Source organism: Streptomyces sp. NRRL S-1813 (genome assembly GCF_000719605.1).
Lineage (GTDB): Bacteria > Actinomycetota > Actinomycetes > Streptomycetales > Streptomycetaceae > Streptomyces > Streptomyces decoyicus.
The window spans coordinates 75,863-98,110 of the sequence record NZ_JOHB01000018.1 but is presented as its reverse complement, the minus strand read 5'-3'; the positions used below and the strand labels follow the sequence as shown (position 1 = coordinate 98,110).

The following is a 22,248-nucleotide window of genomic DNA, read 5'->3' as shown; positions in this document are numbered from 1 at the left end:
CCACGGGCGGAAGGGCCTGACCACGGGCAGCGGGAAGTGACCGGGGTCTGCTGGGGTCTGCCGAAGCGCCCCCTACGGACCGTCTGGATCCGTACACCCACCGCCCGGCCCCGTACGCACCGACAGCAGACCGGCCGGGCGCCCCACCCGCGGACGCCCGGCCGCCGGCTCACGCCAGCAACGTCACGTCCAACTCGCCCTCGGCGTACTGCCGGCGCAGCACCTTCTTGTCGAACTTCCCCACGCTCGTCTTGGGCACCACCGGGATCACGGCCCACCGCTCCGGCAGCTGCCAGCGCGCGATCCGCTCGCCGAGGAACGCCTTCAGCTCCTCGTAGCCGATGGTCGCGCCCTGGGTGAGCACCACCGTCGCCAGCGGCCGCTCGCCCCACTTGTCGTCGGGTACGGCGACCACCGCGGCCTCCGCGACATGCGGGTGGGCCATCAGGTGGTTCTCCAGCTCGACCGAGGAGATCCATTCGCCACCGGACTTGATGACGTCCTTGGCGCGGTCGGTCAGCGTGAGATAGCCGTTCGCGGTGATGGTGCCGACGTCGCCGGTGCGCAGCCAGCCGTCGGGGCTGAACTTGTCCTCGGGGCGCAGCGGTTCGCCCTGTGCGCCGCCGTAGTAGGCACCGGCGATCCACGGCCCGCGGACCTCCAGCTCGCCCGCGGCCACGCCGTCGCACGGGAGCTGTTCGCCGTTGGGGCCGATCAGCCGCGCCTCGACGGAGGCGGGGAAGCGGCCCTGGGTGGCGCGGTAGGCCCACTCGTCGTCGCCGCTGACTCCGGCCGGCGGGTGGGCGACGCTGCCCAGCGGGGAGGTCTCGGTCATGCCCCAGGCGTGGACGACGCGGATGCCGTGGCGCTCCTCGAAGCCGCGCATCAGGGCGGGCGGGCAGGCGGAGCCGCCGATGACGACGGTCCGCAGACAGCTGACATCGCGCTGCTTGGCGTCCAGTTCGGCGAGCAGCCCCTGCCAGATGGTGGGCACGGCGGCGCCGATGGTGGGACGTACGGTCTCGATCATCTCGGCGAGCGGCGCGGGCTGGAGAAAGCGGTCCGGCATCAGCAGCCAGGCACCGGCCATGAATGCGGCGTGCGGCAGGCCCCAGGCGTTGACGTGGAACATCGGCACGACGGGGAGCGTGATGTCGCGCGAGGTGAGCGCGAACGCCTCGGCGGTGTTGACCTGCATCGAGTGCAGATAGAGCGAACGGTGGCTGTAGAGCACGCCCTTGGGGTCGCCGGTGGTCCCCGAGGTGTAACAGAGCGCCGCGGCCTCCCGCTCGTCGGTCTCCGGCCACGCGTAGCTCTCCGGCCGCCCGGCGATCAGCTCTTCGTAGTCGTACACCCGCGCCCGGCCGCCCGCCACCAGGGAGTGGTCGCCGGGGCCGACGACCACGACGTGTTCGACGTTGGGCAACTGCGGCAGCAACGGGGCGAGCAGCGGCAGCAGGGTGCCGTTGGCGAGCACGACCCGGTCCTCGGCGTGGTTGATGATCCATACCAGCTGCTCGGCGGGCAGCCGCAGGTTGAGCGTGTGCAGCACCGCCCCCATGGAGGGGATCGCGAGATAGGCCTCCAGGTGCTCCGCGTTGTTCCACATGAGCGTGCCGACGCGTTCCTCGTCGGCGACGGACAGCTCCTCGCGCAGCGCATGGGCCAGCTGTGCGGCCCGGCGGCCCACCTCGGCGAAGGTGCGCCGGTGCGGTTCTCCCTCGGTCCAGGTGATGACCTGCGACTCGCCGTGAACCGTCGCCCCGTGGGCCAGGATTCGCGAGACGGTGAGCGGTACGTCCTGCATCGTGCTGAGCACCGGGTGCCTCCGCTTTGTTACGGGCGGGTAGTGGTGCTGAGATTGTCAGCGCATACCAATCGGTATGTCACGCCCTCCGGGGTGTGTTCTTACCCGCTCATGCCGGAATGTGGCCATGCGCGGGGTCACACCGGGCGCACGGCAACGAACAACGAGCCCCCTCGCGGCGTCGCGCGCCTACCCGTCCCCGCGGTCGACCCTGCGGCCGATCCGGCCCGCCAGACCGTCGAGGACCCGATGGAGCCCGTAGTCGAGTGTGTCGTCACGCATCCAGCTCCCGGTGAAGCCGCCGCCGGGACGGCCGTGATCCACGTCAGGCCCCCAGCAGCCTTCACCCGCAGGGATGACTCTTGCGGCACGTTGCTTGTGCGGTGTCCGGAGGGAACAGCACGCCGGCGGTCACCCGGTTAGTCAGCAGGCGGTTACTCAGCGCCGGGTCACTCCGTTAGTCGGCTACTCAGCCACTCGGCTACTGGGTTCCTCTACTGAAGGAGCGTCCTATGCGCCCCCACCTCGGTCGTTGCCTCGTCCTTGCCGCCCTGGGCGGTCTCAGCGTCCTCGCGTCCGGTGTCGCTCAGGCGGCGCCGCAGGCCGCACAGGCCCAACGGTCCTCCGGCGACGGCCTTTCGCTCGGCCGCCCGCTGTTCAGCGGGCAGTTCGACCCCGTCGGCGGTATGGGCGGCGGGGTGATCTCCGGCGGCGGGAGGCCGGTGTTCACCCACTCCGACGGCAGGTCCTGATGCCGCGGCGCTGACCGCCCGTCCCGGTGGGCCGGCCGGCCGCTCACGGGCGCCGTTCGGCCGCCGGGGTCACCGCCTGGAGGACCAGCACCGACAGATCGTCCTCGACCGGGCCGGTGCCGAAGTCGTGTGCGGCGCGGCGTACGTGCTCGGCGAGGGCCTTGGCGCCCAGCCCCATGCCGTCCCGCATCACCTCGATCAGGCCGTCGTTGTCGTCCAACTGCCAGTTGCCGCAACGGCGTTCGGTGACACCGTCGGTCACGCACAGCAGCGTCTCGCCCGGTGCGAGGCGGAAGGTGCTGGCGTGGAATTCGGTGCCCCCGTCGATGCCGAGCAGCATCTGGGGGTCGGAGGCCGCCTCCACGGCGCCGTCGACGAACATGTGCAGCGGCGGCGGATGGCCGGCGGTGGCGACCGTGCAGCGGGCTCCGGGTACGCCCGGATCGACCTCCAGCTCGCCGTACAGCAGGCTCAGGAAGCGGGAGGTGGCCTGTTCGCCGCCCAGCTCCACCGCCTCCGCGCTCTCCTCGGCCATGGCCAGATTCAGCCGGCCGAGCACCGACTCGACGCCATGCCCCTCCCGGGCCAGCAGCCGCACCAGATGGCGGGCCAGGCCGGTCACCGACATCGCCTCCGGGTCCTTGCCCTGTACGTCCCCGAGCAGGAAGCACCAGCGGCGGTCGCCCATCGGAAAGACGTCGTAGAAGTCGCCGCCGACGGTCTGCCCCTCGCCGTGCGGCTCGTAGACGATCGCGGTGTCGACGCTGGGGATGCTGGCGAGCGTCGCGGGCAGCTGCCTTCGCTGGAGCGCCAGGCTGATCGTGGTCTGCCGGGTGTACTGGCGGGCGGTGTAGACGGCCTGCGCGACCCGGCGTGCCACGTCCTCGACCATCCGCACCACGGTGTCGGTCATCTGGAGGTGCCCGGCCCGCCCGAGCAGCAGCATGCCCTGCTCGGTGTCCCGGGCGATCAGCGGGAAGGCGAGCGCGGAGCCGCCCGAGAGGTCCGCACCGGCGCATTCCGGCCAGGGCCAGGGGGTGCCGGCGGTGCTGACGATGTCGGCCGGCGGGTCCCGTTCCAGCTCGGCCCGCAGGGGGGTGATCCGCCGCTCGTCGACATGCCAGACCCGGGAGAGCTGCACCCCGCCGCCCTCGGTGCTCAGCCAGATGGCGCACCAGTCGGCGAGCCGGGGCACCAGCAGCTGGGCGGTGAGCGCGGTGACCATGTCCTGGTCGAGCTGCCCGGCCAGCAGTTCGCTGGTCTCGGCGAGGAAGGACGGCCCGCCGCGGTCGGCCCATTCGGCGGCGAACTTGTGCGGGCGGCCGCGCGGGGCCACGGGGTGGAGGTGGGCCGGACGAAGGGGAGGCTCGGGGGTGCGCGCCTCGGCCCTGGGCACGGCACTGATGCGCCTGGGGTCCCCCTCGGTGGCCTCCAGACGGAACCACACGGTCTTCACGGCCCGGCGGTAGGTCACGCCCCAGGACTCCGCCAGCGCGCTCACCAGCTGGAGGCCGTATCCCGGCTCTCCGGTGCGGGCGTCCACCCCGCCGCGTACACGCCGGGCGGGATGGCGGTCGGAGACCTCCAGCACCAATCCCACCTTGGCCGGGCGGCGCTCCCCGTCGCCCTCGGCGGGCGGCCGGTCGTGCTCCAGGCGGCAGGTCACATCGATGTCGGTACCGGCGTACATCACGGCATTGGTGACCAGCTCGCTGGTGAGCAGGACGGCGTCGCTGATCAGCTCCGAGCTGATCGCGGCCGCACCGGGCCCTGCCGTGGCGGGTGGGGCACCCGCCCGTTCGATGAGCAGCGCGCGCACGAATTTACGTGCGCCGGCGGCCGCGAGCTGGTTCGCGGGCAAGCCTTTCCGGGACACGCTTTCCGTCGTGGACGGGGAGGACAGCGGTACCACTGCGCCCCCTGAAAGTGCCGGGAAAAACTGATTACAAGCGCTTTATACTATGTCATATCTGCCCAAATGGATCTCTCTGCCCGACCGGCTTCTCCACATCGATCACTGGGGGGATGGTGTGCCATGGCGCTCGACCCGTCCCGGCCCGAGCCTGCTTCTCCGCCCCCAGAGCCTCCCGAGCCCGCTGAGCCCCCGCAGCCCCGCGACTCCCGGCACGACGGGCAGTGGGTGCGGACCAGTGAGCTACGGCCGTTGCTCGCGGCGATGAATGCGCTGCGCGACGGTGATTTCAGCGCACGCGTGGAGATCCCGCAGGACGGATCCTCCACGGATGGCGTGCTGGCCGACATGACCGGCGTCTTCAACCAGGTCGTCGCCCGCAACGCCCATCTGGCCTCCGAGCTCCAGCGCGTACGCAGCGAGATCATCCGGCAGGGCCGGCTGGACGAGCGGATCACCGCCAGCCCCGGCCAGGGGACCTGGACGACGAACATCGAGGCGGCCAACACCGTCCTCGAAGCGCTGGTGGTCCCGCTCGCCAAGGCCACCCGGGTACTGGACGCGGTGGCCGACGGCGACCTGACCCAGCGGGTCGATCTGCACGACGGCAACCGCCAGCTCCGCGGCGATCTGCGCCGGCTGGGCAGCGGGGTGAACCGCATGGTCGACCAGCTGTCGCTGTTCACCGGCGAGGTCACCCGGGTCGCCCGTGAGGTCGGCACCGAAGGCCGGCTGGGCGGCCGGGCCAAGGTCCAGGGGCTCTCCGGCGACTGGCTCCATGTGACCGAGGCGGTCAACACCATGGCGTCGCGGCTGACCGCGCAGGTCAGAGACATCGCCGTGGTCACGACCGCGGTGGCCACCGGCGACCTGACCCAGCAGGTGACGGTCGAGGCCACCGGCGAGCTGCTGGAGCTGAAGCTCACCGTCAACAAGATGGTGGACCAGCTGCGGGCGTTCGCCGACGAGGTCACCCGCGTCGCCCGCGAGGTCGGCACGGAGGGCCAGCTCGGCGGCCGTGCGCAGGTCAGGGGCGTCTCCGGGGTCTGGAAGGACCTCACCGACAACGTCAACTTCATGGCGTCCAACCTGACCTGGCAGGTCCGCAACATCGCTCAGGTCACCACGGCCGTGGCCAACGGCGATCTGAGCCAGAAGATCACCGTGGACGCACGGGGCGAGATCCTGGAACTGAAGTCGACGATCAACACCATGGTCGACCAGCTCTCCGCCTTCGCCGACGAGGTCACCCGGGTGGCCCGCGAGGTCGGCACCGAAGGGCGGCTGGGCGGCCGGGCGCAGGTCAGAGGCGTGTCCGGGGTCTGGAGGGACCTCACCGAGAGCGTCAACTTCATGGCGGACAACCTGACGTCGCAGGTCCGCAACATCGCCCTGGTCGCCACCGCCGTCGCGGAGGGCGACCTCGGCAAGACGATCACCGTGGAGGCAAAGGGCGAGATCCTGGAGCTGAAGACCACGATCAACACGATGGTCGACCAGCTCTCCGCCTTCGCCGACGAGGTCACCCGCGTGGCCCGCGAGGTCGGCACCGAAGGAAACCTGGGCGGTCAGGCACAGGTCAGGGACGTCTCCGGGGTCTGGAAAGACCTCACCGACAACGTCAACTTCATGGCGCTGAACCTGACCTCGCAGGTCCGCAACATCGCCCAGGTCACCACGGCCGTGGCCAACGGCGATCTGTCCAAGAAGATCGATGTGGATGCCCGTGGCGAGATCCTGGAGCTGAAGGACACGGTCAACACGATGGTCCAGCAGCTGCGGGCGTTCGCGGACGAGGTCACCCGCGTCGCCCGCGAGGTCGGCACCGAAGGCCGGCTGGGCGGCCGGGCCCAGGTCCATGGCGTTTCCGGCGTCTGGAAGAACCTCACCGACAACGTCAACTCCATGGCCGACAACCTGACGTCCCAGGTCCGCAACATCGCCCAGGTCGCCACCGCCGTCGCGAAGGGCGACCTGTCCAAGAAGATCGATGTCGACGCCCGCGGCGAGATCCTGGAACTGAAGACGACGATCAACACGATGGTCGACACGCTGTCCTCGTTCTCCTCCGAGGTGACCCGGGTGGCCCGCGAGGTCGGCAGCGAGGGCCAGCTCGGCGGCCAGGCCCGGGTCGAGGGCGTCTACGGCACCTGGAAGCGGCTGACCACCAGCGTCAACGAGCTGGCGCTGAACCTGACGACGCAGGTCCGCGCGATCGCCGAGGTGGCGAGCGCCGTCACCCAGGGCGACATGTCCGGCTCGATCACCGTGGACGCCCAGGGCGAGGTCGCGGCCCTGAAGAACAACATCAACCTCATGGTCGCCAACCTCCGCGAGACCACCCGCGCCAAGGACTGGCTGGAGTCCAACCTCGCCCGTATCGCCAGCCTGATGCAGGGCCACCGCGACCTGGTCGAGGTCGCCGACCTGATCCTGCGCGAGCTGACCCCGCTGGTGAATGCGCAGTTCGGCGCGTTCTTCCTGGCCGAGGCGGGCGCCGAGCCGGGCGAGGGCCTGGAGCTGATCGCCGGATACGGCACCGGGCAGCCCGAGGGCCGCCGCTCCCTGCCGCGGCTGCGCCTGGGCACCCCCGGCTGGGGCCTGATCACCCAGGCCGCCATGGAGAAGAAGCGCATCGTCGTCGAGGCCGTCCCGCCCGACTACATCACCATCAGCTCCGGACTCGGCGCCGCGGCCCCGGCCAGCATCGTCATCCTCCCGATCCTCTTCGAGGACCAGGTGCTCGGCGTGATCGAGCTGGCATCGTTCAGCCGGTTCAGCGACGTCCACCTCGCCTTCATCGACCAGTTCGTCAACACCATCGGCGTCTCGATCAACACCATCATCGCCAACTCCCGTACGGAATCCCTGCTTTCGGAATCCCAGCGGCTGACCGCCGAACTCCGCCAGCGCTCCGACGAGCTCCAGCTGACGAATGCCGAGCTGGAGGAGAAGGCGGCCCTGCTCGCCACCTCCTCCCAGTACAAGTCGGAGTTCCTGGCGAACATGTCGCATGAGCTGCGCACCCCGCTGAACTCTCTGCTGGTGCTCTCCCGGCTCCTCGCCGACAACCCGGACGGCCGGCTGTCCGGCCAGGAGGTGGAGTTCGCCGTCACCATCCACCGCGCGGGCTCCGACCTCCTCCAGCTCATCAACGACATCCTCGATCTGTCGAAGATCGAGGCCGGCCGGATGGACGTCCACCCCAAGGCCCTGCCGCTGATCAAGCTGCTCGACTACGTCCGCGCCACCTTCAAGCCGCTCACCGTCGACCGCGGCCTCACCTTCGACGTCAAGGTCGGCGAGAACGTCCCCAAGGAACTCTTCTCCGACGAACAGCGCCTCCAGCAGATCCTCCGCAACCTCCTGTCCAACGCCGTGAAGTTCACCTCCTCCGGCAGCGTGGAACTCATCGTCCAGCGCGTACCGGGCACGCAATTCGAGGAGGAGTCGCTGCGCACCGCGGACGACGTCATCGCGCTCTCCGTGAAGGACACCGGAATCGGCATCTCACCGGAGAAACTCGACGGCATCTTCGAGGCGTTCCAGCAGTCCGACGGCACCACCAACCGCAAATACGGCGGCACCGGCCTCGGCCTCTCCATCAGCCGCGACATGGCCTCGCTGCTCGGCGGCCGGATCATCGCCGAGAGCGAGCCGGGCGTCGGCTCGACCTTCACCCTGTATGTGCCCGCGCGCTACACCGGCCCCTTCCCCGCCCCGAGCCCCACCGCCGCGACCCGCCCCGCGGACAGCACCGCACAGGCCGGCCCCGCGCGCCCCGTCCTGGCCGAACAGCTCACGGCCGCGCCCAGCACCGCGGGCACCTCGACCGCGCGAAGCTCAGCGTCCGGTGACGTCTTCCCCACCAAGACGGAGCAGGAGCAGACCCAGCACCTGGGATCCCGCTCCCCCGACGGCAGCGATGTCACCTGGCCCGAGACCACCCGCCTCAAGGACTGGCTCAGCGGTCGCCCCGGCGAGGTACTGGTCAACCGCCGCATCCTCATCGTCGACGACGACATCCGCAATGTCTTCGCGCTCACGCATGTACTGGGCCGGGTCGGGATCCGTGTCAAGTACGCCGAGAACGGCCGCGAGGGCCTGGAGGTCCTCGACCGGACGCCGGACGTATCGCTGGTGCTGATGGACATCATGATGCCCGAAATGGATGGTTACGAGATGATCAAGGCGATCCGACAAGCGCCCAGATTCGCGGGCCTGCCGGTCATTGCGCTCACCGCCAAGGCCATGCCGGGCGACCGCGAAAAGGCGATCGAGAGCGGGGCCAACGACTACATCCCCAAACCGGTGGACGTGGACCGGCTGCTGACCGTGATCTGCGGCCTGCTGGACCCGGAGAACTGCGGCGTGGCCCTGCCCCCTGATCCCGACAGCCCGGAGAGCGGCGCGGCCACAACCTCTGATCCCGACAGCCCGGAGAACCCGGAGAGTTCCGACACCGCAGAGACCGCCGGGAGTTCCGGCAGCCCCCGGAGCGCCGACGACGGCGAGAGTGCAGACCAGGCCGACCAGGGACCGACGGGGGAGCCCTCATGACGACCGCACCGGACAGCTCAGCCGGCATCCTCATCGTCGACGACATGGAGGAGAACCTCGTCGCACTGGAAGCCGTGCTGGGCTCCCTCAGCCAGAAGGTGGTCCGCGCGCGATCCGGCGAAGAGGCCCTCAAGGCCATGCTGCGCGAGGAGTTCGCGGTCGTCCTCATCGATGTGCTGATGCCGGGCATGAACGGTTTCGAGACCGCCGCCAACATCAAGGGCCTGGACCAGACGAAGGACGTTCCGATCATTCTCCTCACCGGCGCCTCGGTCGACCCGAACTACGCCTACCGCGGCTACACGGTCGGCGCCGCCGATTTCCTCATCAAGCCCTTCGACCCCTGGCTGTTGCGCACGAAGGTGAACGTCTTCCTCGACCTCCACCGCAAGAACCGCCAATTGGCGGCCCAGGCGGACCAGTTGAAGCGTCTGCTGACATCGGACGATCACCCCGGGAGCGAGGGCCCACCACCCGCCACGACTACGCCTACGACGACACCCACGGCCGCGACCACTGCCGGAGCTGAGGCGCCCGCGCCGTCGCCCGCGCCCGCGGGGTCGCCGGCGATGTCACCCCCGGTGTCGGCCGAGCGCCCTCCCATTCCCCCGGAAGGCCCCGGTGCCCAGCCGCCTCCCGAGCCGCCCCCGCAGCCCGCGGCGCCCGCCTCCGACACCTCCCGCCTCGCGGACATCGCCGGCCAGCTCGCCGAGGTGGAGCTCCTCCTGCGTGACGCAAAAGGCTCCGACAAGAAGCGTCTCGCCGACCGCATCGCCGAATTGGAGCAGGCGGTGGGGCGGTTGATGGTGAACCGGGGCACTTGAAGAGTGACGCCGGGAAAGTTACAGCCCCGGGCCTTCTTGGGTGCTCTTGCCGCGAGGTCCCGGCACCTTGTCGACAGTAAAGGCGTAAATTCCACCCAGTGCGAATGTCGACAGATACTCAGCCCAGATGAAGTCATGCAGCACGCTGTTCACCGCAATGACCACACCGGCCCAGAGAACAGTAAATACAACCTTGGCCATCAGAATTCCCTAAGCCCGCAGGCGAGCCAGGAGAGGCAGCCGGTCGCCCCGGCAACGACGGCCTTGCTCGCGATGTCCTTGGCCACGCCCTTGCTGACGTAGCGGCCGACGGTCAGCGCTCCGGCCCCACGGATCGCCCCCGAGGCAAAACTCTTCATCGAATTATCCCCGATTCAACTATCATTCAGGGCGGCATGGGTCAGATACCGCGCCCTCTTGGTCATCAACGAAAGTACTAGCTGGTAGCGGTATCCGGAACCCGCGTTGAGCGGATCTTGAGCGTGATGATTTTGTGAAACTCTCACGTGGCAGTTAATGGTGGCGTTTCGACTGACTGATAACTCGATGTCCAACTATCCGTAGACGCAGGCCCGTTGCTAAGTGCGGTACGGGAACTCTCAACTGCCGGTAAAACATGGGCAGTTCACTCGACTGTTGGCCGATGGCGCGTCAGGCCAAGGAAGAACAGCCGGCCTGCCGGCCGGAGCGCTCAGCTCGACTTCATGCTCAGCGGCTCTCTGCTCTGTTGCCCCGGTTGACGGCAGTCGCGGCAGCGGCCCGGGACGGGGGCGCGGAAGGCACGCTCGCAGCCGTCGCAGGTCTGGAGTGGGGGTGGTGGGGCCGTGGGGGTGGAGGGGGTTGCCGCCGGGAGGGGTGGCGGCAGGAGCTCCGCGAGCCGGTGAGCGAGTAGAGCCGCCGGGTGGCGGAGGGTCGGCGGGAGGCCGGTGGTCAGGGCGCTGCGTACGGCGTCCGGGGACGCGCCGCGCTCCAGCCAAACGGCCACGGGCGGGGTGAGGCGGTGGATATCCCGTACGGAGAGCAGGAGGCGGGGATCGTCACGGCGGAGGCCGGCCAGGAGGGCGGCGGCCGGGGTGTGGTGCTCGCGGGTGGCGGGCTCCGGTAGCTGCGGAAGCTGAGGTGCGTGGGAGGGCTGCGGTGCGTGGGAGGGCTGCGGCGGTTGCCGTACGGGGGACGGCTGCGACGGATGCCTGACCGGGGGTGGCTGGGGTGGCTGGGGTGGCTGGGGAGTGGGACGTCGGTGCGGCGGGGGTGTGGGCTCCGTTCGTCCGCGCGGAGGCTCAAGGGCCGGGGACAGGGTCGGGGCCGGGGCCGGTGACGGGGCCGGAGCGGCAGGGGGTGGTTCGACGGCGGTGCGGCGCTTGGTCTGCGCGGCGTCCTCGCGGGCGCGGCGGGCGCGGGTGGCTGCTGGGTTGTTGTACGAGATCGTGACCGTGACCATCCGTCCGTCATCGGTGCGCCGCCGGACCCGTTCGAGGTAGCCGTACGCCTCCAACTCCCGTAAGGCGGCCGCGATCCGCCCCCGCCCCTCCGGGAACCTCTTCGCGAGCGTACGGATGTCGACCGGCGCACCCTCGGGCAGCGACTGGATGTAGGCGGCGAGCCCGATCGCCAGGCCGGACAGGGACCGGTGCTGAGTGAGGTGATTGCCGACGATCGTGTAGCCGGGGTCCTGGTGTTCGGTGACCTTGTGCACGCCGGACGGGGATCGGTGAACGTCGTACCGGGCGCGCGCAGGCGCATTAAACTGCTGCTCAGCCAACAGGAAGCCTCTACTTCCTCGGTGGTCAGGCCCTCGATCGGGATGCCAGTCCCGGCCGGGGGCCGTCGCATGTCTGCGGGTTTTTGGGGTCGTTGTTACCGAGAGTGCATGGGCGGGGGCTGCGGAGGCCAGTCTTCCGGTCGTGGATCACCCGAGTGAGTGATGGCGGCGGGGAGTCCAGGGTCGGTTGGGCTGGGTGGGGTCGGTTTCTGTACCTGGGGTTATGGGGTCTTTTACAGGCCGAAACCCCGGCGCGCGGCACACCGAAGCCCGGTTTTCCGGCCTCCGGTTGACGGGCGGCCGACCGTCTCATCGACCCCACATCGGCAGGTCGAATTCCGCCCAGACCGTCTTGCAGGGGAACGGTCCCCGTCGGGTGCCCCAGCGGTCGGCGAGCGCGTCGACCAGGGTCAGGCCGTGACCCGATTCCCGTAGGCCTGAATCCTGTGGGTCCGGGAGCCGGTCACCGCGGGCATCCGTCACCTCGATACGGAGCGTGTCCGCGTCGGACAGGACGGCGAGGCGGAAGTCCCGGCCCGGTACGAGGCCGTGCGACGCGGCATTCGCGGCCAGCTCGGCAATGACCTGAGCCGGATCTTCGAACGGCAGCCCCCAGGACCGGAGTTGCTCAGTCGCGAGAAGCCGCGCGAGACGGGCGCCCCGGCGGGTGGCGGACAGCTGGACGTGGAACGTGAGCTTGTGCTCGGCGATTTCCTGATTCACGTCACTCAGCGTGGTCGTGCGTGCTTACGCTGAATAGTGATAGCGCCGATACGTACGGTCACTGTCCCCGGGGTGTCCAGGGCTGTACCGCGCGGTCCAGGAGGTGGAACGGATGAGTGTTGACGGCGCGGACGAGGCAGGTTGGGACCTCGATCCGGAAGACGAGTCACGGGGTGTCGTCGAAGCGGTCGGGCGGCAGCTCAAGGTGTGGCGCGAGGCCGCGGGGCTGCGAGCCGCCGAGTTCGGGAAGGCCCTCGGGTACGGGGAAAACCTGATCTACAAGATCGAGCGCGGTGTGCGTATCCCGCGTCCCGAGCTTCTCGACAAGGCCGATGAGGTGCTGGGCGCGGGCGGCAAAATCGCTGCCATGAAGAAGGACTTGGAGCGGGCCCGGTACCCGAAGAAGGTCCGGGATCTGGAGAAGCTGGAGGCGAAGGCGGTCGAGATCGGGGCGTACGCCAACCACAACGTCCACGGGTTGTTGCAGACCAAGGAGTACGCGCACGCGCTGTATGACGTGCGACGCCCCACGCTCGCCGAGGACGACCTTGAACGCCATCTAGCGGCACGCATGGCGCGGCAAGAGATCTTCGGCCGGAAGCCGCTCACCACACTGACATTCGTCCAAGAAGAGGTCACACTGAGGCGGCCCATCGGGGGCAAGATGGTGCTGCGGCGTCAGCTCGAACACCTCTTAGAGTTGGGAAGGTTGAGGCACGTCGAGATCCAGGTGATGCCGACGGAGCGTGAGGATCACGCCGGAATGAGCGGCGAGATTCAACTGCTGAAGCTCAGGGATGGATCGACCGTGGGGTACTCGGACGCGCAGCTCACCAGCCGCCTGGTGACGCAGCCAAAAGAGGTGCAGGTCCTCGAACTACGGTATGGAATCATCCGGTCCCAGGCTCTCACTCCACGGGAGTCGCTGACCTTCGTCGAGAAGCTGCGGGGAGAGACATGGCACTGAGGCCTTCTGGCGATTCCGGTTCCGCGCTGGTGTGGATCAAGAGCAGCTACAGCGGCAGCAGCAACAACGACTGCGTCGAGGTTGCCTGGGTCAAGAGCAGCTACAGCGGCAGCGACAACAACGACTGCATCGAAGTCGCCCCCACCCCCCACACCATCCACATCCGCGACTCCAAGAACCCCCACGGCCCGCAGCTCCACCTCCGGCCCGCCGCCTGGGCAGACTTCGTCGCGTACGCCGCCGCCGGGCGCTGACACGCGTCAGAGGGCCTCTGGCGTCTTGCTCCTGGGCCCTCCCGCGTCGCCCGTGTTGAGCGTGCCGGTCGGTTCGAGGAGCAGGATGGCGGTCTCCTCGTCAGCCACCGGGCAGTGTTCGACGCCTCGGGGAACCACGAACAGCTCGCCGGGGCCGAGCACCACATCGCCGTTCCTGAGCTGAATGGTGAGCCGGCCGCTGATGACCAGGAACAGTTCGTCGGTGTCCTCGTGCGTGTGCCAGACGAACTCGCCCTTCAACTTGGCGAGTTTGACCTCGTAGTCGTTGACGTCGGCGATCTTCTTCTGCGACCACAGGTCACTGAACTGCGAGAGCTTGTCGGCGATATTGACGGGCGCGGGAGAGTGAGTCATGCCATGAGACTGCCGTGCTCGGTCGTCGGCGGTCTTGTACGTTCCTGGCATGGCAGACGGCCCGCCCCGTACGAAGGTCAGCGCTTGGCGGCCGCCCGTTGCGGGAATCGCCGAGGTCTTCCACGCGCACTTCACCGAGCACGCGTACCCGTCCCACACCCATGACACCTGGGCCCTGATGATCCTCAATGACGGGGCGGTCGACTTCGCGTGTGACCGCCACCGGCATGGCGTGACCGGGACCGGCACGGTCGTCCTGCTGCCTCCCGGTGTCGCCCATGACGGCAGGACCGTCACCGCGGCAGGATTCCGTAAGCGGGTGCTCTACCTCGACGCGACCGTGCTCCCCGAGGACCTGACCGGCCGGGCGGTGGACGCCCCGGTCTTCGGCGATGCGCTGCTGCGCCATCGCATCCACCAGCTGCATACGTCCCTCGGCCACGCGGGCGACGCGCATGCGGGCGACGACACTCATAGGGACAACGCTCAGGCGGACAACGCTCAGGCGGGCGACGTCTTCGAGGCCGAATCCCGGCTGGCGTTCATCCGGGAGCGGCTGCATTCCCACCTGGACGCGCTGCGGCCGACGCGTACGCCCGGCCGCGAGGCGCACCGGCTGGCCGCCGCCTTGCGGGACCTCCTGGACTCCCGTCTGGCGACCGGCCTGCCCCTGCACGAGGCTGCCGCCGTCCTGCACGCCCACCCCACTCACTTGATCCGCTGCTTCAAGCAGACCTACGGCCTGCCGCCGCACGCCTATCTGACCGGCAAGCGCATCGGGTGGGCCCGTGGGCTGCTGCTCGACGGCAGGCGGCCGGCGGAGGTCGCGGCAACGGTGGGATTCCATGACCAAGCTCATCTGAACCGGCACTTCACGCGCCATGTGGGCACGACGCCGGCGCGCTACGCGGCCATGTGAGGAGGGCCTCCTGCCCCGCCGAGAGGGCGCCAGGTCACCCATCACGTCACGTGACATGGCGCCTCCCCGCCCGCGCAGGATGAGTGGCTCTATCGTGCCGCCGGCTGGTGGAGCCAGGGCGCGCTGGTGGCCCAGAACATGACGTTGGCTCCGAGGGTGTTCGTGCCGAAATCGGTGAACTCTTCCCGGGTGTACGGCTTCTTCGTCGTGGGGTTCTTGTATTCGAAGTCGGGTTCCTGTACAGCCATGGCCACGATGGGGAGCTTGCCGCGGTATTTCTTGAAGAAGGGGTACGAGTTTTCCATCTGTGCCGGGCGGTTCGGCAGGACGTCAGGGCCACCCAAACCGATTCCGTGCGCCTCGGCGAACTCGAAGGTGCGCTTCATATAGTTGCGGCTGTTGTTCCATTCACCCGGCCAGAAATTGACGTACTGAATGAACTGCGTCTTGGTGAAGACCTTCTTGCCGTAGGCCATGTTGGCGAGTTCTGCCTTGAAGTAGGAATCGTGACTGTATCCAGTACGGTCCTTCTTGGTGTCCACTCCGGTAGCGGTTTCCGGAAGGTTCACCCCGGCGAGACGCCCGTCGAATCGCTGTGCCAGCGCCTTCAGCAGATGCTGGAAACGGCCCCGCACCTGCGGGTTCCACTGCGCTGCGACCGCTCCGGCCTCACCGGGGCCAAGGCCGCTTTCGTTCGTTGTCGGAGCCGCGCCTCCCTTGTATTCCGGATCACGCAACAGATAGTCCGGGAGCCTGGTCGGCGGCGCAAAGAACCGGTCCTGGATCTGGATGAACAGCTTCTTGTGGCGGGACTGTAGATAGTTCAGCGCCCGGTCGATCTCCGAGAAATCGTACTGATTCTTCTTCTGCTCAAGCGCCTTCCACGGCACCACCAGCTGCACACCGGCGACATCGGGGCGGTCGATCAGCGGTTTCACCTCTGTATCGAAATCCCCGATGGATGCGTACAAGTAGTTCTTCGCCGCCTTGTTACCGAGCGCCGAGGCAGCAGCAGAAGCCTTGTCGGACTTCGGAGCGGGACCCGCGGCGGCCGTCGCGGCTACGCCCGCCACGGTTATCGTCACGAGCATTCCGACACCGACGGCAATACGTTTGGTCACCATGAACCCACCATGCGGCGCGGTTATTAGAGAGATGTAAGAACGCTACGACCGGCTACCTGGCCGAGCCTGATCCGCCCGGCACGGCCTGAGGCCGTCAGGCGAGGCGCACTTCATGGCGTGTCCTCAGGCCGTCAGGAGAGATGCGCAGCCGGTGCCTTTCGCCGGGCGCGCCCGATCGGGGCGCACTCGGCGTCCGGATCAGGCCGAGATCATCGCCAGCTCCGGGTCTTCCCGGAGTTTGGCCAGGGCGCGGGAGACGGCACTCTTGACCGTGCCGATCGAGACCTCCATGACCTCGGCGGTCTGGGCCTCGCTCAGGTCCTCGTAATACCTGAGGACGACCATGGCCCGCTGGCGGGCGGGCAGGCGCATCACCGCGCGCCACATCGCATCGCGCAGGCCCTGGAGTTCGGCCGGGTCGGGCGCCGGCAGCGGGTCCGGCTCCGGCAGCTCGTCGACGGCGAATTCGTCGACCTTGCGCTTGCGCCACTGGGAGGTGCGGGTGTTGATCAGCGCGCGGCGGACATAGCCGTCCAGCGCGCGGTGGTCCTCGATGCGCTCCCAGGCCACGAAGGTCTTGGCCAGAGCGGTCTGGAGGAGGTCCTCGGCGTCGTTCGGGTTGGCGGACAGCGACCGCGCGGTGCGCAGCAGGACCGGCCCCCGGGCCCGTACATAGGACGAGAACGTCGGGAACACAGCGGCGGTCGAAGCGCTGGTGCACACTGGCGTGGTCATGTGGACCACGCTAGAAGCGAGGGTGGGGCGGGCGGATCGCCCCAAGGTGCCGAAGCACCATCCGCCTCAAGTTGTACGGGTAGGGCTTGCCCGACCTCCTCTGGGGGGACAGGGGAGGTCGTACCCCTAGGGCATTGATCACCGTATCGAGTGCCGCCGTTGCCCGGTGGGGACACACATCACGTGGGACGGGTAACCGTGGGACGAGTACCCCGTGGGGGCGGGTACCCCGCGCTGCGGCGTACGGGCGCGCCCCGCGGTGGTCAGCGGTCCGCGCCGAGGATCAGCCCCGAGGTCGGGACGCCGGTCCCGGCCGTGACCAGGACATGTGCGGGGCTGTCGGCCTGGTTGACGGAGGTGCCGCGGAGCTGGCGGACGGCCTCGGCGATGCCGTTCATGCCGTGCAGATAGGCCTCACCGAGCTGGCCGCCGTGGGTGTTCAGGGGGAGGGTGTCCGCGGCGACGAAGTCCGCGGCCTCGCCGGGGGCGCAGAAGCCGAACTCCTCCAGCTGCATCAGCACGAAGGGCGTGAAGTGGTCGTAGAGGATCGCGACGTCGATATCGGCGGGGGTGAGGGCGGCGGTGCGCCAGAGCTGGCGGGCGACCACGTTCATTTCGGGGAGGCCGGTCAGGCCGTCGCGGTAGAAGCTGGTCATCTGCTCCTGGCCGCGGCCCGCACCCTGTGCCGCGGCCGTGATCAGCGCCGGCGGGTGGGGCAGCCCGCGGGCCCGCTCGGGCGAGGTCACCACGATCGCCTGGGCGCCGTCCGTCTCCTGGCAGCAGTCCAGCAGCCGCAGCGGCTCCACGATCCAGCGGGAGGCGGCGTGGTCGGCGAGGGTGATGGGCTTGTTGTAGAAGTACGCGGCCGGGTTGCGGGCGGCGTGGCGGCGGTCGGTGACCGCGACCGGGCCGAAGGCGTCCGGGGTCAGCCCGTAGGTGTGCAGGTAGCGCTGGGCGGCCATGGCGACCCAGGAGGCGGGGGTGAGCAGGCCGAAGGGGAGGTTCCAGCCGAGCGCCGCGCCCTCGGCGGTGGGCTCCCGCTGCTGTACGCCGGAGCCGAAGCGGCGGCCGGAGCGCTCGTTGAACGCGCGGTAGCAGACGACGACTTCGGCGATGCCGGTGGCGACCGCCAGCGCCGCCTGCTGGACGGTCGCGCAGGCCGCGCCGCCCCCGTAATGGACCCGCGAGAAGAAGGACAGCTCGCCGATGCCGGCCGCCTGGGCGACGGTGATCTCGGGGTTGGTGTCCATGGTGAAGGTGACCAGACCGTCGACGTCCGCGGGGGTCAGCCCGGCGTCGTCCAGGGCGGCGCGTACGGCCTCGACGGCGAGCGTCAGTTCGCTGCGGCCGGAGTCCTTGGAGAACTCGGTCGCGCCGATTCCGGCGATGGCGGCCCGGCCGCCGAGGGAATCGGGGCGGTGGACGCTCATGCCGTGCCCTCCGGGAGGCCTACGGTCACCGTGCCGGTGACGTGGTGGCCGAGGCCGTTCGCTCCGACGACCCGCACCACCGCCGTACCGTCCGTCACCTCGGTGACGGTTCCGCTCAACACCATCGTGTCTCCGGGGTAGTTGGGGGCGCCGAGGCGGATGGCCACCTTGCGCAGGGTGCAGCGCGGCCCGAAGTGGTCGGTGAGGTAGCGGCCGACGAGCCCGTTGGTGGTGAGGATGTTCATGAAGATGTCCGGGGAGCCCTTCTGCTGGGCCGCCTCGGTGTCGTGGTGCACGTCCTGGTAGTCGCGGGAGGCGAGCGCCCCGGCGACGATCAGCGTGCGGGTGATGGGGATGGTGAGCGTCGGCAGCGCGTCACCGGCCTTCATCCGGTCCCCTTCCGGTCGCCTTCCGGTCTGCATTCGGTCTCCTTCCGGCCTCCTTCCGGCCTTCATCCGGTCTCCTTCCGGCCTTCGCGGTCCGTGGGCGAGGTCAGCAACTCCCCCAATTCCTCCAACACTTCGGCTCCCGAGCCCAGGTACCCGGCCAGTTGCCTGCCCCAGAGGAAATGCCGGTGGACGGGGTGGTCCACGTCGGCGCCGATACCGCCGTGCAGATGCTGGCCGGTGTGCACCACGCGGGTGCCCGCCTCGGACGCCCACCAGGCCGCGGTCAGCGCATGCGGCCCGGCGTCCAGGCCCGCGTCCCGGCGCCAGGCCGCCTCGTAGGCGGTGAGGCGGATGGCCTCGGTGTCCATGTAGGCGTCGGCGGCGCGCAGCTGTACGCCCTGGTTCGTGGCGAGCGGGCGGCCGAACTGCTCGCGGGTGGTGGTGTGGGAGACCGCACGGGCCAGGGAGCCGGCGCAGACCCCGGCCTGGAGTCCGGCGAAGGCGGTGCGGGCGAGGGCCAGGACGTCGTCGTAGGCGTGGGCGGTATGTGGTTGTGCGGAGGCGGTCTCCCGGCTCAGGCAAGCGGTCTCCCGGCTCAGGCAGGCGGCGGGGGCGTCGTCCAGGGTGAGCCGGCCCGCCGACCATGGGGCGGTGGTCTCGACCGGGTCCCGCCGTACCCCGGTGTCGTCGGTACGTACGAGCCACAGCGTCCGCGTCGTCCCGTCCGGCACCAGTACATGGGTGGCCTCGCGCAGCCATGGCACCACGGGGACGGTGCCGGTCAGCCGCCCCGTGCCGCCTGTGCCATCCGTGCCATCCGTGCCGCCCGTGGCACCCGTGGCGCGCTCGGCCCGTACACCGCCGCGCCGCGCCGGGAAGGCCCCGGTGGCGACCGCCTCGCCGTCCCGCAGGGCCGGCAGCAGCCGCGCCCGCTGCTCCGGGTCGCCGTGCGCGCCGATCGCCAGCAGGCCGTACACACAGGTCGCCGCGAACGGCACCTGCGCCGTCGTACGCCCCTGCTCCTCCAGCATCAGCACGAGTCCGAGCAGACCCGTCTCCTCCACCGCGCCCGGCAGACCGGCCGCGCACAGCGCCTTCCACAGGGCGGCGTCCGTGCGGCTGCCGCAGGCGGCGAGGCGCTCCGGCGTGGACAGATCGCCGAATATCTGCGCCGCCAGTTCACGGGCCGCCGCCTGCTCCGGGGTGGGCGTGAAGTCCATCTCACCCCTCACCGCCCTCTGCCGCGCGAAAGACCGGCAGCTCCAACTCCTCGTCCACAGGCAGGAATTCGAGCCGTACCGGCATCCCGATCCGCACCTTGTCGTAAGGGACGCCGATGACATTGCTGACGATGCGTACCCCCTCGGCCAGCTCGATGAGCCCGACCGCGTACGGGGTGGGCCCGTCCGGGGCGGGCCCGTCCGGGGCGGGCCCGTCCGGGGCGGGCCCGTCCGGGGTGGGCCCGTCCGGGGCGGGCGCGAGTGCGCCCGCGCGGGGGTGGGGCGCATTTGCCTGGGGGCGGGGCGCAGCCGTGCCGTGCTCGGAGGCCGTGAATGCCGGGAAGGGCGGATGGTGCATCACGACGTAGGAGAAGACCGTTCCCGCACCGCTCGCCTCGACGGTCTCCCACTCAGCCGACCCGCAGGCATTGCACCCGGGCAGCCAGGGGAAGCGCAGCGTCCGGCATCCCGTGCAGCGCTGGATCAGCAGCCGGTGTCCCCGGACGCCCTCCCAGAAGGCGGCGTTGTCGCGGTTGATGACGGGGCGGGGGCGTCGCGCTCGGGGCTGCTCGGGTGCCTGCGATCCCTGGGATGCCTGCGGCTGCTGGGACGCCTGCGGCCGCTCGGCTATCTCGGGGGTCCGTGGCCGCGTGCGGGCGGCCGCCTCGGGCGTACGTACCGCCGGGGCGTACTTGAGGACCCGGAAGCGGTGCGTCCCGGCCGGCTCGCCGTCCGCGCGGATGTCCATCCGCGTCGTGATGAAGTACCCGGTCCCCAGCTTCGTCGTCTTGCGCGCGGACACCGATTCGATCACCGCGTCGAAGGTGATCCGGTCACCGGGCCGCAGCGGCCGCAGATACTCCTGCTCGCAGTCGGTGGCGACGATGGAGGTGTATCCGGCGCTGTCCAGCAGCCCGGACAGCTCGTCGTACGCCCCCGAGCGGTCGGTGTGGCCGCAGAGGCCGCCCATCGTCCAGGCCTGGAGCATGGTCGGCGGGGCGATGGCGTCCGGCCCCTGGTAGGCGGGGTTGGTGTCACCCACGGCCTCGCACCAGTGCCTGATCATCGGCTCGTTGACCGGGTCCTTGCCCACACCGGCGGCCGAGGCCGACCGGCCCTCATAGGCCTTGAGCTGCTCGTCTGTGAGCTGTACGGCGCTCATCGCCGCCCCCTCCGCATCCCCAGCCGCATCGTCGCGACGATCTCCCGCTGGACCTCGCTCACTCCGCCCCCGAAGGTGTTGATCTGCGCCGCACGGTTCATCCGTTCCAGCTCGCCGTCCCCGAAGGCGCCCGGTGAACCGCCCCGTATCAGGGCGGCGTCGCCCACCACCTCCTGGCACATCCGGTAGACCTCGACGGTGCTCTCCGTTCCGGCGAACTTGACCCCGCTGGCATCGCCGGGGCTCAGCGCCCCGGCGCCCACGTCGCCGACCAGCCGCCAGTTCAGCAGCCGGGTGGCGGCCAGCCGGGCGTGCGCCTCGGCGAGCCGGGACCGCACCCATGGGCGGTCGGCGGACCGCTCGCCCGTCTCCGGTTCCGGCGTACGGGCGTGGGCCAGCGCCGTGTCGAAGGCGTCCTCGGCCTGCATACCGATGGCGGCCAATGCCACGCGCTCATGGTTGAGTTGATTGGTGATCAGCTTCCAGCCGGCGTTCTCCTCGCCGACGAGGTTCCCGGCCGGGACGCGTACGCCGTCGTAGTAGGTGGCGGTGGTCGTCAGCCCGCCGACCGTCTCGATCGGCGTCCAGGAGAAGCCGGGTGCGTCGGTGGGCACGAGGATGATCGAGATGCCCTTGTGCTTGGGGGCGTCGGGGTCGGTGCGGCAGGCGAGCCAGACCCAGTCGGCCTGATGTGCGTTGCTGGTGAAGCTCTTGGCACCGTTGATCAGCCAGTGGGTGTCGGGGGCATCGGCGCCGCCGTGGGCGTCGGGGCCGCCGTCCTCGCCCTCGCCGTCGCCCGTTCGTTTCACCGCGCGGGTGCGGAGCGCGGCGAGGTCGGTGCCGGCCTCGGGTTCCGTATAGCCGATCGCGAAGACGAGCTCGCCGCTGAGGATCCGCGGCAGGAAGCAGTCCTTCTGTTGCTGGGTGCCGTACTTCATCAGGGTCGGGCCGACGGTGTTGAGGGTGACCATCGAGACCGGGGCGCCCGCGCGGTACGCCTCGTCGAAGAAGACGAACTGTTCGTCGGGACCGCGGCCCTGCCCTCCGTACGCGGTCGGCCAGCCCAGGCCCAGCATGCCGTCGGCACCGATCCGGCGTAACACCGCACGCTGCGCCGCGGGGTCCGCGACCGGCCCGTCCGGCAGCACCTCACGGAAGTACGTGCGGAGTTCGGTGCGCAACTGCTCCTGGCGCGCGGTCGGGGCGAGGTGCACGTCGGCGGCTCCCCTTCTGGTGGCCGCACGCCCGGCCCGCAGGAAGTCCGGGCATACGAACGGGCGAGCGGGTTTCTGACTGTCCGTCAGAAACCCGCTCGCTGTCAAGGTCGGCGCTG

20 protein-coding genes are annotated in these 22,248 nt (G+C 69.7%); 6 read left to right on the top strand and 14 right to left on the bottom strand.

Annotation, left to right across the window (positions count from 1 at the left end):
• Positions 1-169 precede the first annotated feature (169 nt).
• On the bottom strand, positions 170-1,819 hold the full coding sequence (locus IF67_RS0124015; protein WP_030988928.1) for a long-chain fatty acid--CoA ligase: 1,650 nt from the start codon (positions 1,817-1,819) through the stop codon (positions 170-172).
• A gap of 500 nt (positions 1,820-2,319) precedes the next feature.
• On the opposite strand from IF67_RS0124015, the gene IF67_RS0124005 reads away from it, so the two are divergent.
• Positions 2,320-2,559: a hypothetical protein gene (locus IF67_RS0124005; RefSeq protein WP_030988926.1), complete on the top strand. Its 240-nt coding sequence runs from the start codon at positions 2,320-2,322 to the stop codon at positions 2,557-2,559.
• Between the two features lie 43 nt (positions 2,560-2,602).
• On the opposite strand, the gene IF67_RS0124000 is transcribed toward IF67_RS0124005, so the two are convergent.
• Entirely contained in the window at positions 2,603-4,420 is a 1,818-nt protein-coding gene (locus IF67_RS0124000; RefSeq protein WP_234341284.1) for a SpoIIE family protein phosphatase, read from the bottom strand.
• 174 nt (positions 4,421-4,594) lie between these two features.
• On the opposite strand from IF67_RS0124000, the gene IF67_RS0123995 reads away from it, so the two are divergent.
• Together IF67_RS0123995 and IF67_RS0123990 are read left to right on the top strand one after the other, a co-directional pair.
• Entirely contained in the window at positions 4,595-9,031 is a 4,437-nt protein-coding gene (locus IF67_RS0123995; RefSeq protein ID WP_030988923.1) for a HAMP domain-containing protein, read from the top strand.
• Positions 9,028-9,855: a response regulator gene (locus tag IF67_RS0123990; RefSeq protein WP_030988922.1), complete on the top strand. Its 828-nt coding sequence runs from the start codon at positions 9,028-9,030 to the stop codon at positions 9,853-9,855. Before IF67_RS0123995 ends, IF67_RS0123990 begins: the two co-directional genes overlap by 4 nt.
• A gap of 18 nt (positions 9,856-9,873) precedes the next feature.
• On the opposite strand, the gene IF67_RS43850 is transcribed toward IF67_RS0123990, so the two are convergent.
• The 4 genes from IF67_RS43850 to IF67_RS0123975 all read right to left on the bottom strand — a co-directional run bounded on the left by IF67_RS43850 (position 9,874) and on the right by IF67_RS0123975 (position 12,340).
• A complete protein-coding gene (locus IF67_RS43850) occupies positions 9,874-10,056 on the bottom strand; it encodes a hypothetical protein (RefSeq protein ID WP_158713150.1) in 183 nt (60 codons plus the stop codon).
• Complete coding sequence (locus tag IF67_RS43845) at positions 10,056-10,214, bottom strand: hypothetical protein (protein ID WP_158713149.1); 159 nt, start codon at positions 10,212-10,214, stop codon at positions 10,056-10,058. The genes IF67_RS43850 and IF67_RS43845 overlap by 1 nt, the downstream gene beginning before the upstream one ends.
• 332 nt (positions 10,215-10,546) lie before the next feature.
• The gene (locus IF67_RS0123980) at positions 10,547-11,551 is read right to left on the bottom strand and encodes a hypothetical protein (RefSeq protein WP_037839756.1); all 1,005 of its coding nucleotides are present in this window, start codon (positions 11,549-11,551) and stop codon (positions 10,547-10,549) included.
• A 375-nt stretch (positions 11,552-11,926) separates the two neighbouring features.
• The gene (locus tag IF67_RS0123975; RefSeq protein ID WP_030988918.1) at positions 11,927-12,340 is read right to left on the bottom strand and encodes an ATP-binding protein; all 414 of its coding nucleotides are present in this window, start codon (positions 12,338-12,340) and stop codon (positions 11,927-11,929) included.
• Positions 12,341-12,452: 112 nt separating this feature from the next.
• Between IF67_RS0123975 and IF67_RS0123970 the strand changes: the two genes are divergently transcribed.
• On the top strand, positions 12,453-13,307 hold the full coding sequence (locus IF67_RS0123970; protein ID WP_030988916.1) for a helix-turn-helix domain-containing protein: 855 nt from the start codon (positions 12,453-12,455) through the stop codon (positions 13,305-13,307).
• Positions 13,298-13,561, top strand: a complete 264-nt coding sequence (locus tag IF67_RS0123965; RefSeq protein ID WP_030988913.1) for a DUF397 domain-containing protein — start codon at positions 13,298-13,300, stop codon at positions 13,559-13,561. The genes IF67_RS0123970 and IF67_RS0123965 overlap by 10 nt, the downstream gene beginning before the upstream one ends.
• Before the next feature lie 6 nt (positions 13,562-13,567).
• Here IF67_RS0123965 and IF67_RS0123960 read toward each other — a convergent pair whose 3' ends face one another.
• A complete protein-coding gene (locus IF67_RS0123960; RefSeq protein WP_030988911.1) occupies positions 13,568-13,936 on the bottom strand; it encodes a cupin domain-containing protein in 369 nt (122 codons plus the stop codon).
• Between the two features lie 49 nt (positions 13,937-13,985).
• On the opposite strand from IF67_RS0123960, the gene IF67_RS0123955 reads away from it, so the two are divergent.
• Positions 13,986-14,855: a helix-turn-helix domain-containing protein gene (locus tag IF67_RS0123955; RefSeq protein ID WP_030988910.1), complete on the top strand. Its 870-nt coding sequence runs from the start codon at positions 13,986-13,988 to the stop codon at positions 14,853-14,855.
• A gap of 89 nt (positions 14,856-14,944) precedes the next feature.
• Here IF67_RS0123955 and IF67_RS0123950 read toward each other — a convergent pair whose 3' ends face one another.
• The 7 genes from IF67_RS0123950 to IF67_RS0123920 form a co-directional block, all read right to left on the bottom strand.
• Positions 14,945-15,979 carry a hypothetical protein gene (locus IF67_RS0123950; protein WP_234341282.1) on the bottom strand — a complete coding sequence of 345 codons (1,035 nt, stop codon included), beginning with the start codon at positions 15,977-15,979 and terminating at the stop codon, positions 14,945-14,947.
• Positions 15,980-16,177: 198 nt separating this feature from the next.
• A complete protein-coding gene (locus IF67_RS0123945) occupies positions 16,178-16,714 on the bottom strand; it encodes a SigE family RNA polymerase sigma factor (RefSeq protein WP_030088092.1) in 537 nt (178 codons plus the stop codon).
• A 263-nt stretch (positions 16,715-16,977) separates the two neighbouring features.
• Positions 16,978-18,144, bottom strand: a complete 1,167-nt coding sequence (locus IF67_RS0123940) for a lipid-transfer protein (protein ID WP_030988907.1) — start codon at positions 18,142-18,144, stop codon at positions 16,978-16,980.
• Positions 18,141-18,533: a MaoC family dehydratase gene (locus tag IF67_RS0123935; protein WP_030988906.1), complete on the bottom strand. Its 393-nt coding sequence runs from the start codon at positions 18,531-18,533 to the stop codon at positions 18,141-18,143. Before IF67_RS0123935 ends, IF67_RS0123940 begins: the two co-directional genes overlap by 4 nt.
• 62 nt (positions 18,534-18,595) lie before the next feature.
• Positions 18,596-19,753, bottom strand: coding sequence for an acyl-CoA dehydrogenase family protein (locus IF67_RS0123930; protein WP_030988904.1), 1,158 nt, complete (start codon positions 19,751-19,753; stop codon positions 18,596-18,598).
• Between the two features lies 1 nt (position 19,754).
• A complete protein-coding gene (locus tag IF67_RS39490; protein ID WP_037839755.1) occupies positions 19,755-20,915 on the bottom strand; it encodes a bifunctional MaoC family dehydratase N-terminal/OB-fold nucleic acid binding domain-containing protein in 1,161 nt (386 codons plus the stop codon).
• The gene (locus IF67_RS0123920; RefSeq protein WP_030988901.1) at positions 20,912-22,129 is read right to left on the bottom strand and encodes an acyl-CoA dehydrogenase family protein; all 1,218 of its coding nucleotides are present in this window, start codon (positions 22,127-22,129) and stop codon (positions 20,912-20,914) included. The genes IF67_RS39490 and IF67_RS0123920 overlap by 4 nt, the downstream gene beginning before the upstream one ends.
• Positions 22,130-22,248: the final 119 nt, after the last annotated feature.

What these genes read in the sequence shown, in the direction of transcription:
- IF67_RS0124005 (WP_030988926.1), top strand. Translation starts at nt 2,320, where the DNA reads ATGCGCCCCCACCTCGGTCGTTGCCTCGTCCTTGCCGCCCTGGGCGGT.
- IF67_RS0123995 (WP_030988923.1), top strand. Translation starts at nt 4,595, where the DNA reads ATGGCGCTCGACCCGTCCCGGCCCGAGCCTGCTTCTCCGCCCCCAGAG.
- IF67_RS0123990 (WP_030988922.1), top strand. Translation starts at nt 9,028, where the DNA reads ATGACGACCGCACCGGACAGCTCAGCCGGCATCCTCATCGTCGACGAC.
- IF67_RS43850 (WP_158713150.1), bottom strand. Translation starts at nt 10,056, where the DNA reads ATGGCCAAGGTTGTATTTACTGTTCTCTGGGCCGGTGTGGTCATTGCG.
- IF67_RS43845 (WP_158713149.1), bottom strand. Translation starts at nt 10,214, where the DNA reads ATGAAGAGTTTTGCCTCGGGGGCGATCCGTGGGGCCGGAGCGCTGACC.
- IF67_RS0123970 (WP_030988916.1), top strand. Translation starts at nt 12,453, where the DNA reads ATGAGTGTTGACGGCGCGGACGAGGCAGGTTGGGACCTCGATCCGGAA.
- IF67_RS0123965 (WP_030988913.1), top strand. Translation starts at nt 13,298, where the DNA reads ATGGCACTGAGGCCTTCTGGCGATTCCGGTTCCGCGCTGGTGTGGATC.
- IF67_RS0123960 (WP_030988911.1), bottom strand. Translation starts at nt 13,936, where the DNA reads ATGACTCACTCTCCCGCGCCCGTCAATATCGCCGACAAGCTCTCGCAG.
- IF67_RS0123955 (WP_030988910.1), top strand. Translation starts at nt 13,986, where the DNA reads ATGGCAGACGGCCCGCCCCGTACGAAGGTCAGCGCTTGGCGGCCGCCC.
- IF67_RS0123950 (WP_234341282.1), bottom strand. Translation starts at nt 15,979, where the DNA reads ATGGTGACCAAACGTATTGCCGTCGGTGTCGGAATGCTCGTGACGATA.
- IF67_RS0123945 (WP_030088092.1), bottom strand. Translation starts at nt 16,714, where the DNA reads ATGACCACGCCAGTGTGCACCAGCGCTTCGACCGCCGCTGTGTTCCCG.
- IF67_RS0123940 (WP_030988907.1), bottom strand. Translation starts at nt 18,144, where the DNA reads ATGAGCGTCCACCGCCCCGATTCCCTCGGCGGCCGGGCCGCCATCGCC.
- IF67_RS0123935 (WP_030988906.1), bottom strand. Translation starts at nt 18,533, where the DNA reads ATGAAGGCCGGTGACGCGCTGCCGACGCTCACCATCCCCATCACCCGC.
- IF67_RS0123930 (WP_030988904.1), bottom strand. Translation starts at nt 19,753, where the DNA reads ATGGACTTCACGCCCACCCCGGAGCAGGCGGCGGCCCGTGAACTGGCG.
- IF67_RS39490 (WP_037839755.1), bottom strand. Translation starts at nt 20,915, where the DNA reads ATGAGCGCCGTACAGCTCACAGACGAGCAGCTCAAGGCCTATGAGGGC.